Origin of the sequence: Actinoplanes sp. NBRC 101535 (assembly GCF_030269225.1) — a bacterium.
Classification (GTDB): Bacteria; Actinomycetota; Actinomycetes; order Mycobacteriales; family Micromonosporaceae; genus Actinoplanes; species Actinoplanes rectilineatus.
On the sequence record NZ_BSSY01000038.1, the window covers coordinates 1 to 14,115 of the forward strand.

General features: G+C 66.0%; 11 protein-coding genes and 4 pseudogenes. 7 read left to right on the forward strand and 8 right to left on the reverse strand.

Annotated features, from left to right (window positions below; translation table 11 throughout):
- The first annotated feature begins 1,295 nt into the window (after positions 1–1,295).
- Positions 1,296–1,721, forward strand: coding sequence for a hypothetical protein (locus QSK32_RS45080; protein WP_285475534.1), 426 nt, complete (start codon positions 1,296–1,298; stop codon positions 1,719–1,721).
- Positions 1,722–1,738: 17 nt separating this feature from the next.
- Here the strand turns inward: QSK32_RS45080 and QSK32_RS45085 are convergent.
- Positions 1,739–2,215 (reverse strand): annotated as a pseudogene (locus QSK32_RS45085) (beta-L-arabinofuranosidase domain-containing protein); the annotation flags it as partial.
- Between QSK32_RS45085 and QSK32_RS45090 the strand changes: the two are divergent.
- Together QSK32_RS45090 and QSK32_RS45095 are read left to right on the forward strand one after the other, a co-directional pair.
- A pseudogene (locus QSK32_RS45090) lies at positions 2,135–2,962 on the forward strand (Hint domain-containing protein); the annotation flags it as partial. The pseudogenes QSK32_RS45085 and QSK32_RS45090 overlap by 81 nt on opposite strands.
- Positions 2,963–3,312: 350 nt before the next feature.
- A complete protein-coding gene (locus tag QSK32_RS45095; protein ID WP_083449747.1) occupies positions 3,313–3,789 on the forward strand; it encodes an SUKH-3 domain-containing protein in 477 nt (158 codons plus the stop codon).
- Positions 3,790–4,620: 831 nt separating this feature from the next.
- Here the strand turns inward: QSK32_RS45095 and QSK32_RS45100 are convergent.
- Positions 4,621–5,286 (reverse strand): TY-Chap2 family putative peptide chaperone, encoded by a 666-nt coding sequence (locus QSK32_RS45100; RefSeq protein ID WP_425394699.1) that lies wholly within the window; start codon positions 5,284–5,286, stop codon positions 4,621–4,623.
- A gap of 289 nt (positions 5,287–5,575) precedes the next feature.
- Here QSK32_RS45100 and QSK32_RS45105 point away from each other — a divergent pair.
- Positions 5,576–5,713: pseudogene (locus QSK32_RS45105) on the forward strand (transposase domain-containing protein); the annotation flags it as partial.
- A 69-nt stretch (positions 5,714–5,782) separates the two neighbouring features.
- Here the strand turns inward: QSK32_RS45105 and QSK32_RS45110 are convergent.
- Both QSK32_RS45110 and QSK32_RS45115 read right to left on the reverse strand, forming a co-directional pair.
- A pseudogene (locus tag QSK32_RS45110) lies at positions 5,783–6,046 on the reverse strand (TrmH family RNA methyltransferase); the annotation flags it as partial.
- Positions 6,047–6,333: 287 nt separating this feature from the next.
- Positions 6,334–6,933 carry a TetR/AcrR family transcriptional regulator gene (locus QSK32_RS45115; RefSeq protein WP_045748362.1) on the reverse strand — a complete coding sequence of 200 codons (600 nt, stop codon included), beginning with the start codon at positions 6,931–6,933 and terminating at the stop codon, positions 6,334–6,336.
- A 96-nt stretch (positions 6,934–7,029) separates the two neighbouring features.
- Between QSK32_RS45115 and QSK32_RS45120 the strand changes: the two genes are divergently transcribed.
- The gene (locus QSK32_RS45120; protein WP_045748363.1) at positions 7,030–7,680 is read left to right on the forward strand and encodes a hypothetical protein; all 651 of its coding nucleotides are present in this window, start codon (positions 7,030–7,032) and stop codon (positions 7,678–7,680) included.
- Between the two features lie 234 nt (positions 7,681–7,914).
- Here the strand turns inward: QSK32_RS45120 and QSK32_RS45125 are convergent, their stop codons facing one another.
- The 4 genes from QSK32_RS45125 to QSK32_RS45665 form a co-directional block, all read right to left on the reverse strand.
- A complete protein-coding gene (locus QSK32_RS45125; protein ID WP_502872605.1) occupies positions 7,915–9,384 on the reverse strand; it encodes an endo-1,4-beta-xylanase in 1,470 nt (489 codons plus the stop codon).
- Positions 9,385–9,830: 446 nt separating this feature from the next.
- Entirely contained in the window at positions 9,831–11,282 is a 1,452-nt protein-coding gene (locus QSK32_RS45130; protein WP_285475535.1) for a non-reducing end alpha-L-arabinofuranosidase family hydrolase, read from the reverse strand.
- Positions 11,283–11,662: 380 nt separating this feature from the next.
- Entirely contained in the window at positions 11,663–13,225 is a 1,563-nt protein-coding gene (locus QSK32_RS45135; protein WP_285475536.1) for a sigma-70 family RNA polymerase sigma factor, read from the reverse strand.
- Between the two features lie 63 nt (positions 13,226–13,288).
- The gene (locus QSK32_RS45665; protein WP_353051023.1) at positions 13,289–13,465 is read right to left on the reverse strand and encodes a carbohydrate-binding protein; all 177 of its coding nucleotides are present in this window, start codon (positions 13,463–13,465) and stop codon (positions 13,289–13,291) included.
- A gap of 33 nt (positions 13,466–13,498) precedes the next feature.
- Here QSK32_RS45665 and QSK32_RS45670 point away from each other — a divergent pair, with 33 nt between their 5' ends.
- Positions 13,499–13,933, forward strand: coding sequence for a helix-turn-helix domain-containing protein (locus QSK32_RS45670; RefSeq protein WP_353051024.1), 435 nt, complete (start codon positions 13,499–13,501; stop codon positions 13,931–13,933).
- Positions 13,915–14,115, forward strand: a 201-nt coding sequence (locus tag QSK32_RS45145) for a helix-turn-helix domain-containing protein (protein WP_285475537.1), incomplete at its 3' end; no start/stop codon positions are given. The genes QSK32_RS45670 and QSK32_RS45145, both read left to right, overlap by 19 nt.

Sequence of the window (14,115 nt, forward strand, 5' to 3'; positions counted from 1 at the left end):
TGCGGCAGCAGTGGCTGGAGCAGAACCCACTCGGCGTCGGTGAGTTCGAATCGTGCGCTCATAGCGTCTCGATCAACATCGAGGAGCATCAAGATCTTCCTTCAAGATCTACAAAACACGAGCTAGTGCGATGCTTCCCGTGGAATCGGGTCTCACAGTTTGGTTCCGGGATGCGTCGGGTACGATGCGAGGCTTTAAGTTAGATGGTCGGTCACGGGTAAATGATAAAAAAGGTGGTAGTCCGTGTTCTTGAGTGTTCACTTTAGGGGCGAGCGGCGTTACTCAGAGAGCTTGGATAACTCGGAGGCTTTTGTCGCTGAGGTTATAGAAGAAATGCGAGGAGAGGAGGAGATTGCAGGCTCTTGGGATCCCGGTGAAGATGCGTGGTTCTGTATCGCCGATCGTCGGTATATCGAAGGTTCTTCGGTGGCGGGTGGTTACCTGCGTGTGGCGATCAATCGGCGTCATGAGTATGGAGCCATTATCTGGTTTGTCACCCAGGGTTTCCCAAGAAGGGTGGTGTTTGTGACTCCGTTTGGATGTCGGATAATCCGGAGCCTTTCGACTTCGATCCTAGGGTTGTGTCGGACCCTGGGTATCCGCTCTTCCATGACCGGGACAGTGACGTGATCTCAGCAAGGTTCGGTGAGGTAGCGGTATTCGAAATGGGTGAGGTGTAGTGCTGCGGCGGCGACGTCGCCGATTCTTCGGGGGCTGATGTTGCTGTGGCGCAGCGGATCCGTTCGGGGCGATCCTCAGCGCGCTGGGACCTGCGGGGGATCTCGCGCCGGGAGATGACACCGCGGTGTCGGCTCGCCAAGTCGACTGTCGCCTGGATGCGAGCGGGATGGTCGGTGCCCAGGGCCGGAAGCGGGTGATTGACCTGGCAGCAGCCCTGGAGATGCCGGTCGGCGACCTCATGGCGATCGCGGGTATGGCTGAGGATCGTGAGTACCCTCGGCGGACCTGATCTTGAGGTGCCGGGGGAGGACCACTGATGGCGGACGACCTACCGCGGATCCGGGCTGGGGTCCCGGCCGAGGCTTCGGCGCCTTGGGTGCCCGCCCCTGGGGTTGCCGCGCGGAGAGCTTCCGCGCCGGCGGTCCCCGCGGGTGGGAACGGGCTGACCGGGCGTGAGTGGCTGCACCTGATCGCCGGGCTCTGGCAGTGGCTCGCGGTCCTGTTCAGCCTGGCCGCGGGGCCGCCGCGGCGGTGGTGGCCAACGACCTCGCCGACCGGGACGCGTACTGGGCTGCGGTACGGGAGAGCCTGCGCCCGAGGGCTACACGATCGTCGTGCTGGCGTTCGTCTGGCTGCTGGCGGGTGCGCTGCTGCACACGCCGTCGGCGCTGGTCAAAGGTAAGCGGGTACTGGGCGGCTGGCTCGTCGTCGCGGCGATCACCGTGCACCATGTGCTGATCACCTGGCTGGCGTTCTGGATTGCCGGGATCATGCCGGTGGAGAGTGTCGAGTACGTGCGCCACGACCCGGGCCGCAACTACATGGTCGTCCTGATGCTCATGCTGCTCGGACTGTCGCTGCTGGGGCCGCTCAACGGGTTCTTCGCCGGGCCGCCGTTCCTGGCCGACGACGACGGCGGCAGCTGGTGGGACAAGCCCTGGATGCCGCACCCGGTGGTGATGGGCCTGGTGTTCCTCGCGGGCCTGGCCGGCTGGTTCTGTCTTGTGGTCCTCCTGCCGATCATGGTGTCTACGTATTGACCGAGGTGATTATGGGAGAGGTCGGCCAGCACCGGGTTCATGCCGCCGAACTCGGTGCCCAGCATCGCCTGCATCTGGCTGCCGCTGAGCCGGGCGGTGCGGGTGTCGACCCAGCCGGCCAGGCGGAGCAGCACGTCGCGGGCGGTGGTGTCACCGATCAGCCGCCAGACGTCGAGCAGCCCGGCCAGGGTCTTGTGGACGCAGTAGCAGGGCACGTTGCCGTTGCTCAGGGTGCGCGCTTCCAGGGCGGTGAAGTCGGATTCCGGGAACCCGGACAGGTACCCGTTGGACGCCTGGCATGCGGCCAGTCCGGCGACCATGGCGCCGGCCTTGTCGCGGCAGGTGGTGTCGCCGAGCGCGGCCCACGCCTGGGCCCAGGCGGTCGGGAAGTGGCCCTGCATGTGGGTGCGGAACGGGAAGTTCGGCGCGTCCCGGCCGCCGCCCGCGGCGGCAAGGTAGCCGAACAGGTACTGGCGGCGGCGCGTGCGGCGCAGACGGCCGCGCTGAACGCGAAGAAGCTGGCCATCGAACGGGCGAAGAAGGCCGCCCAGCTGGCCAAGAAGAAGGCCGACGAGGCCATCAAGACGACCAGCACCAAGGCCGTCAACGTGGCGAAGAAGGTCGGCAATGCCGTCCAGAGGCAGGTCAAGCAGAAGGCGGGGCCAGCGTCCGGAGGCGGGAAGAAAGCCTCTTCACCAGACGCCTCGAACCGCAGCAGCGGCGGCTCGAGCGGCCCGGACTGTAAGAGCGCTGACAACAGCTTTGTTCCCGGTACTCGCGTCCTTATGGCCGACGGCACGACTGAGCCGATCGAGGACGTCGGGATCGGTGACAAGGTCCTGGCCACCGATCCCGAGTCCGGCGAGACCACCGCCGAGACGGTGACCGCCGAGATCAAGGGCGAAGGCCTCAAGCACCTAGTTAAGGTTACTGTCGACATCGACGGTGACGAGGGCTCAAAGAAAGCCCAGGTCATCGCTACCGACGGTCACCCGTTTTGGGTTCCGGAACTCGGCGAATGGATCAATGCCACTGGCCTGCAATCCGGTCAGTGGCTGCAGACAGGTGACGGCACCCGTGTTCAGATCACCGCAATCCAACGCTGGACAAGCGTGCGGGACATCGTCCACAACCTCACCGTTAGTGACACCCACACGTACTATGTAGCGGTCGGCGAAACGCCGGTGCTCGTACACAACTGCAGCGTCACCGACGCGGCGAAAGATGCGGCCAGAAACGCTCCCGCAGACGCTACGATGACTGCCGCTTCTCGTTTTCGGGGTACTGACATGGTTGAAACCGGCTACTCTGGGCCTTCGTCCAAGCCGGTCTATCTTGAGCCCCAGATCGAAGCCGAGCTCGAGCATGGTGGGCAGACCTTCGCCGGCGACGCCGCGAACTGTGCCGAGGTGCGTGCCTGCAATGCGCTGATCGCAAATCATGGCGCCGATTTCGAGAAGCTGATGGAGCGTCCGCTCAAGTTATCCGACATTGAATTCATTACCGTGAGAAGCGCTAGTGGCGTGCCAGTTCCAGCCTGCCTTTCGTGTCAGAGTGTTCTAGTTCGTGCCGGAGCGAGGGATCTGTCAAGATGACACCTACTTTTGAGCCTTCTCCGGAAATTTCAAGGATGCTTACGAGCGGAGGATGGAATCCGGATAGAAAAGTCGATATCGAAAGCATCTGCGGCCTGTTGGAGTCGGTCGGATTTGCTTCTATCCCTGCATCGAAGGCGTTTCTATCGGAATTCTACCTATTGAAGTTCGACCACAATCCAAGTCTTGAAATAAATGGTGTAGAATCGTTCTGCTGGACGTCTTTCGACCCGGCTGAAGTGGCTACCGGTAGGGATGCACGCATTGCCGAAAGATGCTCCGAGTTGATTGGCGAAGATCTGTACCCAGTCGGAACCGATGGATTCCATCTCACCATCTACATCACCGATGGCATGAAGTTCTTCGCCGGGCGCGACTCGTACGTCCTCAGCTACGCCGACTCGGTGGCTGGATTGTTCGGTGCCATGCAAGGCGGTAGGCGACCGGAGATCATCGGTGAGTGGCAGCTGTGAGCCCAGGGCCATTGCGTTCTTGGATGACGGTTGGTCACGGCGGTGATGAGGTCGTGTGAGCGGCGTTTTGCTTACGTAGCTCAGATGATCCGAAGGGCCAATGGGGGACGCTGAGCTTCCCGGGAGCTCAGGATGTGGCGATGTTTGGCCTGAGCTCCCTCCGCCCGGCGGGACCCGGTAGATGGAATGGAGTGACCCTATGATTGATGAACGCCTCGTCGCCAGTATCGTTCGTGAGCTGCAATTGTCGGGCATGCCGGAAATCCCGCTAGTACTCCAGCAGGAGATCCGTTTTGAGCTGCTGTGACGGTGCGGGTTTGTCCGTGGGCAGCAAGCAGCCACCGCTGAGTCTCGGTGGTTGTGTGGACCCCGAAATCGGCGGTGGCTGCCGCCTACAGCGTAGATGCTCAGCGATGGTCTGAGCTGTTCGACGAGTTGATGAACCCGATCGAGGCACGTTTCTCACGGCCGGAACCGCGCAGCCGGGTCCTGGGCTTCCTGCCAGGGCTGTTGCGTTCTCGGTCCTTGACCCGCTGAACGCGGATCCCGCGTCGGTCCCGCGGATCGGGGATCTTCGCCAGCGCGTCCAGCAGAACACCACAGTTACCCTCGGTGACCGCAGTTGATGTGGTGGCGGCGTGGGGTGCCGTAACGGTCAGTGCGGTGATGAGAGATGATGCCATCGGCGGGTGAGGTCCTCGGGGTTGTGAAGCGTGGAGAACTCCATCTTCACCGATGTGATCTCACCCGCCGCCTTCGCCTCCACAGAGGCCACTATCCCCGTGAATCACCAGGTCACGGCCTCGTCATCAGACAACTCAATCGCCCTGCCTATAGCACGCTCCAAGGCCATTCAGAAACAGATCCAAATAAAATAGAAACGACGCCCGTTATTCGTCGACCCCCGGCTTGATATTCATCAACCATGTTGAACTCCTGATTGCCAACATATGCGAATCCCATTGCATCAATAAGAGCAACCGGACTCCCCCCTCGAAGAACACACCAGAATCTCGCCGGATCCGGGTCTTGCTCGAGTCCATTAGTTACCCTTGGAAACATTTCCAGAAAACCCCGCCTCTCAAAATTTTCACCACCCCGGAGAATAATTTCATTTCTAACTTCCGCAGGGAGAGGGTTGTTCTCGGTAGCCCGGACCACCGAAGCCAGCACAAGTAACGCCAAATCGTACGCCGTCCCAGGGCGCTTCAAAGACCGCACATCAAGACCCGCGGCAGCCTCTAAGAGATCACGCCTTTCCTCATACCTACCATCGGGGCCGTCAATGAAATCGATAGTAGGTATTGGCACAAAATCAGGGCAGCCGGGTACCAGCACGTAGCCACATCGATCTATGTCGACAACACACTTGCCATCACGCATTAGCAACAGTCGATCATCGTCAGATGACCGAGATTCGACAACTTTGAGGCCCGGATGACGACGGACCAAAATCATGGCAAGAATCCAGGACTGAACCTGAGTCGAGCGTCTCATGAAGCAATACCACCGTCTAGACCGTTAAATACGATACCCATTTCGCCGCACACAAGGTGATACATCACCTCGATTTGCAACGCCGGTCAACAACTTTATACACGAGGCTCCGTTCAGCGAGCGGCAAGCCGAGCCAGGACCCAATGCCGTTCATTTTAGGGCATCGGTGCTGGTCAGCGTGGTGAGCTGACCGAGGCCTGAACGGCGGGTGCGGTCTTCGGCCGTGACTACGTCTGTAGTGGAGCCGTCGCGGCCGCAGGGCCGGTTGACCGACCACATCGCGTTGGATGTGTTGTCGTCCCGGTTCGGTCGGGACCTGCTCGAGGAGCTCCTCAGTCGCAGCGGACGGCGAGAGAAGCGGATCCGGCGGCTGCCCGCGCACGTGATGATGCGGTACGTGATCGCGATGGGCCTGTACTTCGACGAGTCGTACGACGAGGTGATGCGTCGGCTCGTCGGTAACCTGTACAAACTCGGATCCTGGGACGATGGCTGGCACCTCGCGGTGGCCGGGCGCGCGTACGACCGGCACGGCGAAGAGGGAGCCGGTGCTGGCGCGTACGGCCTTGGGGTCGTAGGGGTCGGCTGCATGCCCGGTGGTGATCACGCCGGACGCGCCGAGGGCGTCGGCGGAGCGGATCAGCGTGCCGATGATGCCGGGGCTGGTCGGTCGGTCGAAGACCGCGAGCGGCAGGCCGGGGCGGACCGGGATGCGGTCGAGGTCGTCGGCGGGCTGCCCGACGACGGCGAGCGGCTGCGGTCCGGCCGCCCGGCGTGAGCGCCAGGTCGAACACGTCATCGCGGGCCAGGTCGTAGGAGCCGGGCCCGGCCGGGCCGAGTGCGCCGCCCGTGCTGACGGTGTAGGCCCACAGTCGGGCCGGGCTGAGGCCGTAGTCGCTGACGAGCAGGATGCCGGGGTTCGTTCGGGCGGTGGCCGGCAGCGGCGGGGTGGAGAACTTCTGTCCCGCCAGTTCGAGGGTCGCCGTGCCCGCATTGCCGCGCAGGTCGACCCGGCCGAGGTCACTGTCCTACTGGCGCCCGCCCCGATCAGGAGTGGAGGGCGCAGTCGACTGCCATGTACAGGGTTGCGGTCTCGGACCGCAGGATCGAGTCCTCGGCCGGTAGGGCCCGTTCGATCGACAGTCCGTTGAGGACTGTGGCCAGAAAGCGGACCCGGTGCGTGTGGTCGCCCTGGGGCAGTGCGCCTTCCTCGGCGAGCACGGTCAGCCAGTACTCCATCCGGCGCAGGCCCTCCCGTTCCAGGGCGAAATAGGCCGTGCGCACCTGCTCGGTCGGTTCGGATGCGATGTACGTCTGGTAGGCCCGCGTCCACGCCTCGCGGGCACGCTCTCCGACGCCGGCCGGTGCGAGCACCTGCCGCAGGCAGTTGACCAGCCGGTCCCGGGCCGGCAGCGACCGGTCCCGGATCGGGTCGTCGGGGAACAGGCTGTCGTAGATCCGGCCGAGTACGGCGTCGCGCAGGGCCCGCTGGGTCGGGAAGTGGAACCGGAGCGATCCCGTGCTCACCCCGGCGCGGGCGGCGACCGCCCGCACGCTCAGCGTCGACGTCACATCGTCGGCGAGCATCGCCGCCGCGGCTGCCAGGATCCGTTCCCGTGAGCCGACGCCGTCCTGGTCCTGTGTCACACGGCACCTCCTGTCACATCGTACTAGTACGCAGTGCTAGCTTCTTTACTAGTACAGCGTGTTAGTAGTTCGACGTGCTCCAGGAGGCGAACGAACATGATCGACAACTGGCGGCGGCAACGGGCGGTCAAACGGATCCGGCCGGGCGACGGACGGCCGTTGAAACCGCTCCGCTGGTGGCAGCTGCCCGTCCGCGCCCTCTTCTATCTGCCGCTGCCCGGGCCGGACGGCAGGTCGACGGTCTACGCCGTCGACCTGCCCTATCGGGCCGACACCGGCAGCGGCAAAGCACGAGCCCACCTGTACGTCGACGGCCGGCACCGTGCCGAGACCAGGCTCCCGGCGGCGTTTCCCGTGGAGGGCGGCACCATCGAGGTGGCGATCAGCGCCTTCGGGGTCAGGCGCAGCCGCTACGTCACCGTCGACGGGATCGAGCGCCCGCTCGTCCCGGATCCGCGGTCCGCCGAAGGACGCCGGCTGCGCCTCACCCGCGACCATCCGGCGCTGAGCCGCGCCCTCGCGGTCCTCTCGGTGCTGCTGCTCCTGGTCGGCGTGGGCCTGAACCTGCTGCAGCTCGCCGAGCCCCTCTCCCACATCCCGGCGATCGCCGAGAGGGCCGGGACCTTCGAGTCACCCGTGCACCTGCCGATCTGGCTCAACTTCGCCCTCGCCGTCGGGGCCGCCCTCGCGAGCACCGAACGGGCGTTCCGCCTGCGTTACAACCTGCTCGACGTCGCCGGCCGATGATCATCTCTGGACAAGGGCGTCATGATCACCACCGTGACACCGGACCGGCTCCGCACGCCGGAGGACATCGGCGTGCGGCGGATCGGGCGCGGCCTCCTCGCCGTCGTCCCGCTGCCGGCCGGGCTGGCTGTCGTCCCGGCCGTCGTCGGCCGGGCCACCGCGTTCATGACCTGCGAGCCGGCCACACGCTTCCAGCCGGCCTCCGCCGCGCGGGGGAGACCGGCCGCCGTCGGATCAGTTCAGGCTGAAGCGCTGGTTGGCCTGCCCACTGCAGTCGTAGATCTGCACCTGCTGGCCGTTGCCGGTGCCCCACACGTCGAGGCAACGCCCGGACTGCACGCCGGTGATGGTGCCGTTGCTGTTGACGTTCCACTGCTGGTTGCTCTGCCCGTTGCAGGAGTAGATCTGCACGGCCGAACCGTTGCCGGAGCCGGCCGCGTCCAGGCAGCGGCTACCGCCGTACACCGTCAGTTGTCTGCTCGAGGTCAGCGTCCAGGCTTGGTGGGACTGGCCGTTGCAGTCGTAGAGCTGGACCCGGGTGCCGTTGTTCTGCGACGCGTCGGGGACGTCGATGCATCGGCCGGACTGGGCGCCGACGATCCGGCCGCCGCCGGCCGGCGGGGTCGAGGTGGACGGGGACGGCGAGCCGGTGCCGCCACTGGGCGGCGGTGAGGTCGGGCCGGCCGCGTTGAGGGTGTTGAGGACCGAGTTGTACGCGGCCTTCTTGTTGCCGCCGCCGTCGAAGAGCAGCGGGCTCTCGCTGGAGCGCCACGAGTCACTGTCGCGGACACCCCAGACGGTGATGCCGATGCAGCGCGGCACGTTCAAGCATGCCTGGGTGAGGCCGGAGTACTGCGCGGTGGACGCGTTGGTGACGTCGACCTCGGTGAGCGCGACGTCGACGCCGAGGGCGGCGAAGTTCTGCAGGGTGGTCTGGAAGTTGCCGGGCAGCGAGCTACCGCCGGTGAAGTGGGTCTGCAGGCCGACGCAGTCGATCGGCACGCCACGCGACCTGAAGTCGCGGATCATGTTGTAGACGCCCTGCGTCTTGCCGTAGGACCAGTTCTCGATGTTGTAGTCGTTGTAGCAGAGCTTGACCGACGGGTCGGCGCTGCGGGCGGCCCGGAACGCCGCCTCGATCCAGTCGTTGCCGGTGTTCTGCAGGTTGGAGTTGCGGCGGCTGCCGTCCTCGTTGAACGCTTCGTTGACGACGTCCCAGGCGGCGAGTTTGCCCCGGTAATGGGCCATCACGCCGTTGATGTGGTCGATCATCGCCTGGCGCAGGCTGCTGCCGCTCAGGCCGCCCCACCAGCTGGGCTGCTGCGCGTGCCAGGCCAGGGTGTGGCCGCGGACTTTGAGGCCGCGCTGGGCGGCCCAGTTGTAGATCTGGTCGCCGGCGTTGAAGTTGAACTGGCCACGCTGGGGTTCGGTGGCGTCCGGCTTCATCTCGTTCTCGGCAGTGATCATGTTGAACTCGCGGGCGGCGATCGTCGAGTAGGTCGAGTCGCCGAGGCGGCTCGCCGCGATCGCGGTGCCGAAGTAGCGGCCGGACTGGGCGGCGGCGGCGCCCAGGGTGCCGGCCGCGGCGTCGGCGTCGGGGGCCATCACCACGGCGCCGAGGGCCGCGGCGAGGGCGGCGGCGCCGGCGAGGAGTGCTCGCCTTCGCGCCGAGCCGGTGGACCTGTTCGGGGATCTGGTGGACACCAAGGCCTCCCTCTCGGCGCTACACCGGTCATTGCGGGGGATGGGCGCAGCGCCATCGTCAAAGACGGACTTCAATGCAGCGATGCTGACACGGGTAACACTGCCGAAACAAGTAATTCCGCAGATTTTCCGAAACTATCAAAGCTGAGATCGCAGCGTACGGCGTTAGAAACAGGCACTTGAGCTGCCAAGATATCGAGCATGGCGCATCGTCGGATGCTCCACGATTCATCTCGTGCCGATTGCTGAACTCGATCTACCGAAAGTTTCGGAGAGAAATCCGAGAATGGCATCGGCCCGACCATCGAGGCGTCCACGGCATAACCGAAAAAACAGAATCCACGGATCGTGAAAAGGAGAACGATGCAGAGCCGACACGAGACCCGGCCCGGTGCGCGGACATCCCCGAAGCGCACCGGGCCGGTATCCCCACCGGAAGGGAGGTCCTACCTCTGCAGGGTCAGAACGCCCGGCCGGTACGGCAGCAGGGGGTAGTCGACACCGTTGGAACTCGGCGAGCGGCCCTGGTAGAGCAACTGCAGGTTGCACGGGTCGATCGTCATGGTCTGGTCGGCGGTGGCCCGGATCAGCTCGCCGTGGCTGATGTCGTTGGTCCAGGTGGCGCCGCTGTTGGCCTTGCCGGCGAACGGGTTGCTCTCGGCGGCGGCCTGCGGGGTCCACGAGCCGCTGAGACTGGACGCGGTGAACGACCGGAAGTAGCGGCCCTGGCTGCCGATCGCCTCGACGATCATGAGGTACTGGTTCTGGCCCTGCACCTTGTAGACCTGCGGCGCCTCGAACAGGTTGTTGGTCGAGTCACTCATGATCGTGGTGTAGGAGGAGCCGAAGCTGCCGGGGAAGTTGCCGATCGGCATGCCGGCCCGGTAGATCTTGCCGTTGTCCCCGGCGAAGAACAGGTACATGTTCGTGCCGTCACCGATCAGCGTCTGGTCGATCGGGCCGGTGCCGGAGCCGGAGATGCTGCCGGTGAACAGGGTCTGCGCCGCCGACCAGCCGTTCGGATCGGTCGGATCACTGGACGTCTTGTAGGAGAACGCGGCGCCGCCCCACTGGTAGGTGAGGACCCAGATGTTCTTCGGGGCGAAGTAGAACAGTGTCGGCGCCACCGTGCCCTGACTCATCGCGTTCTGGCTCGCCGCGGCCATGTCCGTCCAGTTCGTGAACGGGCTGAAGTTCATCGAGCCCCAGCTCGTCCCGGTGTCGTGCGTGGTCGCGTACACCAGGTGCCGGCCGTTGTAGGGGACGACGGTGAAGTCCTTCAGCGAGACCCAGCCGGACCGGGGGTTGGCCAGGACGCCGGTGGACGACCAGCGGTAGGCCGACGGCAGTGTGCACGCGCCGCCGCCCCCGCCCGAGCCGAGTCTCACCAGCTGCCACTGCTGGTTGGTGCCGTTCCAGTCGGCGTACTGCACGACCGCGCCGCCGTCGCTGGTCGACGCGCCCTGCACCTCGACCGCCTTGCCACTGTTGCGGTTGATCAGCTGGATGTAGCCGTCGACGTCCTGAATGCTGAACTGCTGGTTGGTGGTGTTGTTGTCGGTCCACTGCACGATCGCGCCACCGTCCGCGGTCGACAGGTTGTAGACGTCGAGGACCTTGCCCGAGTGCTTGGACTTGAGCCGGTAGAAGCCACCACCGGAATCGACGAACTGCCACTGCTGCTGGACCTGATCGTTGCGTGCCCACTGAACGATCTTGGTGCCGTCGGTGGTGGCCAGGTTGTAGACGTCCAACGCTTTGCCGCTGTTGCGGTTGACCAGCACGTAGGAGGCGCTGGTGTCGATCGTCGCGGCGGACGCCGGCGAGGCGGTGACCGCGACCCCGCCGGCCGCCACGAGGGCGATCGTCGCGACGAACACTTTCAGCCGTGATGCCATGGAGGTTCTCCTTGGGGACGGGAAGGGGAGAGGGCCGTACGACAGGGGGTGGTGATCTCGAATCGGTTGATCGTGGCCGCGCCACCGAGGGCCGGGGTGGCGTAGTCGAACAGTCCGAAGCGGTGGCCCATGAGGAACTGACAGGCGTTTCTTCTCCCTGGGGATCGGGGACATGTGGGTCCCGGCGCCGGGCGACGGCCGAATGGGAGCGCTCACATTCGTGGGCAATGTTGCCAGACGATTTCATGGCTTTCAATTCTTTAACCCTGCGACCAGCGCAAACACCTGCGCATAACAGTTCCGCGGAATCGTCTGCGGCAATTGGCGCGAAAAAACGATGCGCCGGTTCTGTTATGTGCGGGCCGGTGCCGCGGTCAGGCTCAGCCGGCCAGCGGCGGGCGAACCACGAACGATGCGTCGGCGCGGAACGCCGTGCCGCCGTCGAACTGGTCGACCCACAGCTCGTCACCGCGGTGACGTAGGAACCAGCCCGGATAGTTCGACGACTCCAGAACGATCGACCCTGCGCTCGCCCCGGGGCCGGGGCAGAACGTGGCGTCCCCGCGGAACAGGTCGCTGCCGTCGGCCGGGTTCAACTGCAGCCGCCACGAGGCGTGCCGCAGATAGCCGCCGCCGGACGCACGGAACGAGAAACAGGTCGCGTCGTTGAGCCCCGGCACCGCCAGGAAGCTGGCCTGCCGCCGAGCGGTCACCGTGTTGCTCGCGCTCACCTGGGTGAGCGTGCCGAACGCGCGGTCGGACGCGGTGACGAACCGGCCGGGCGCGCCGGCCGCCTCCAGCGACAGCGGGCCGGCCCGCAGCACACCGGCACTGGCGCCGGCACTCGGGCCGGCACTCGGGCCGGCACTCGTACTCGGGCCGGCGCTCGCATTCGCACTCGCCGGCGCGCCGGAACGGGCCGGGGCCGTCGCGGCCGCCGACCTCGGCTGCGGGGTCTCGGCGATCGTCGCCGGCCGCGACGGCGGGTCAGTGAGCGCCACCGCGCCCGCGGTTGCCCCGGCCAGCACCGCACCGGCGGTGACCGCGGCCAGCACCGGATGCGCGCCGGCCAGAGCGGCCAGATGACCCAGCGCCCCGGCCTGGCCGGCCACGGCCACGGTGACGCTGGTGACCGCCGTCCCGGAGCCCTTGGCCAGCACCGCCGCCGTCACCGTGGCCGGCACCGGCACCAGCGCGAGACCGGGCAGCAGCCGATCCGGCGGCAGCAGATCCGCGGTCGTCCGGGTACAGATCGGGCAGTCCCGCACGTGCCGGGCCAGCCGTTTACGCCACCGCGGGCTCGGTGCGCCGGACCAGCCGGCCATCTCGGTGCTCAACCGCGGGCAGCGGGGCCGGCCGTCGAGGGCGGCCACGATCGCCCGGCTCACCTCCAGCTGCGCCCGCATCCGCTGCACCCGGACCCCGGCGTGCACGACGGTGACGCCGAGCGCGGCCGCGAGCTCGGCCCGCGACAGCTGCCCGACCACCTCCAGCCACCACAGCGCCAGCAGCGCCCGGTCGTCGGCGTCGAGCCAGCGGCCGGCCCGCTGCACCTGCCGGCGCTGCGCCGACAGCTCGACGCGCAGATCGGTGAGCCCTTCGAACCGCGCGTCGGCGTCGGGCAGCTCCGGGGCGTCCTGCAGCGGGGTGACCCGCGCCGCGTCGCGGACCAGCCGGTGCCGGTGCGTGCTGACCTGCCGCAAGGCGATCGCCACGAGCCAGGAACGGAAACTGGACGGTGACCGCAGCGACGGCAGCTGCCGCAGGGCGCGCACCATGATGTCCTGGGTGACGTCGTCGACGTCGGGATGCCCGTCGAGGGCCTGCCGCACGATCGCGTAAAGCATCGGCAGGTGGGTCGCGACGAGCTCGTCCAGCGCGGCCCGGTCACCGGCCTGAGCAGCGCGCACCAGGTCGGATCCGCTCGTCCGGGTCACTCCCATGGTCGTCCCTGCCGCCGTCCTCACACGCTGGAAACTCCACTGTGCACCATCGGCGATCCTGCCCTACCGCATCGACACACCGGCGAATCCTCGCCAGTCGAGATTGAACAGGTGTCCACTGCCGCCGGTGAACCGCGGATACAGATCGCGGCTGCCGGTGGCGCCGCCGTCCGGCCAGCCGACCGTGGTCCAGTTCGTGCCGGCATCTGTGGGGCAGCGCGACAGCGCAAGTACCGTCAAGCGGTGGTGCCGCTTGATTGGTACCGTCCGATCATGTCGTCGCGAACCCGCGAGCTGCTCCAACTCCTCGTCGTCGTCAACGCCCGGCTGAGTGAGGACGTCTCGCTGCCGGCCCTGGCGCGGTGGGCGCATCGGTCGCGTTTCGATTTGCACCGCCGGTTTCGGCGGCTGACGGGCCAGACGCCGAAGGCATACACGATGCGGGTCCGGCTGGCCCGTGCCGCGGGCGACCTTGTAGCCGGCGATCATCGAGTGTCGGTAATCGCATTCGACCACGGATTCGGCAGTCATCAGATGTCTCCGTGGATACTCCGGCCTTCAGGCCGGAGAGGAAACGGACTCCTGCGGAGCAGGTCAGGGGTAGCCGATTCGCCGTCAAGGCGAACTCGGCGTCTACCCGCAGCCTGCCCGCAAGATCGGTTACAAACAAGCGTGCTAACATGTGAGGAATGTCCAAGCGCACGGTGAAGCGGGCTTTCAAGTTCCGCTTCTACCCGACTCCGGAGCAGGCTGACCTGCTGAGCCGGACGTTCGGCTGCGTGCGCAAGGTCTACAACCTGGCGTTGCAGGCCCGCACCGAGGGCTGGTATCTCCGGCAGGAGCGGGTCAACTACAACGCCACGTCGGCGATGCTGACCGCGTGGAAGAAG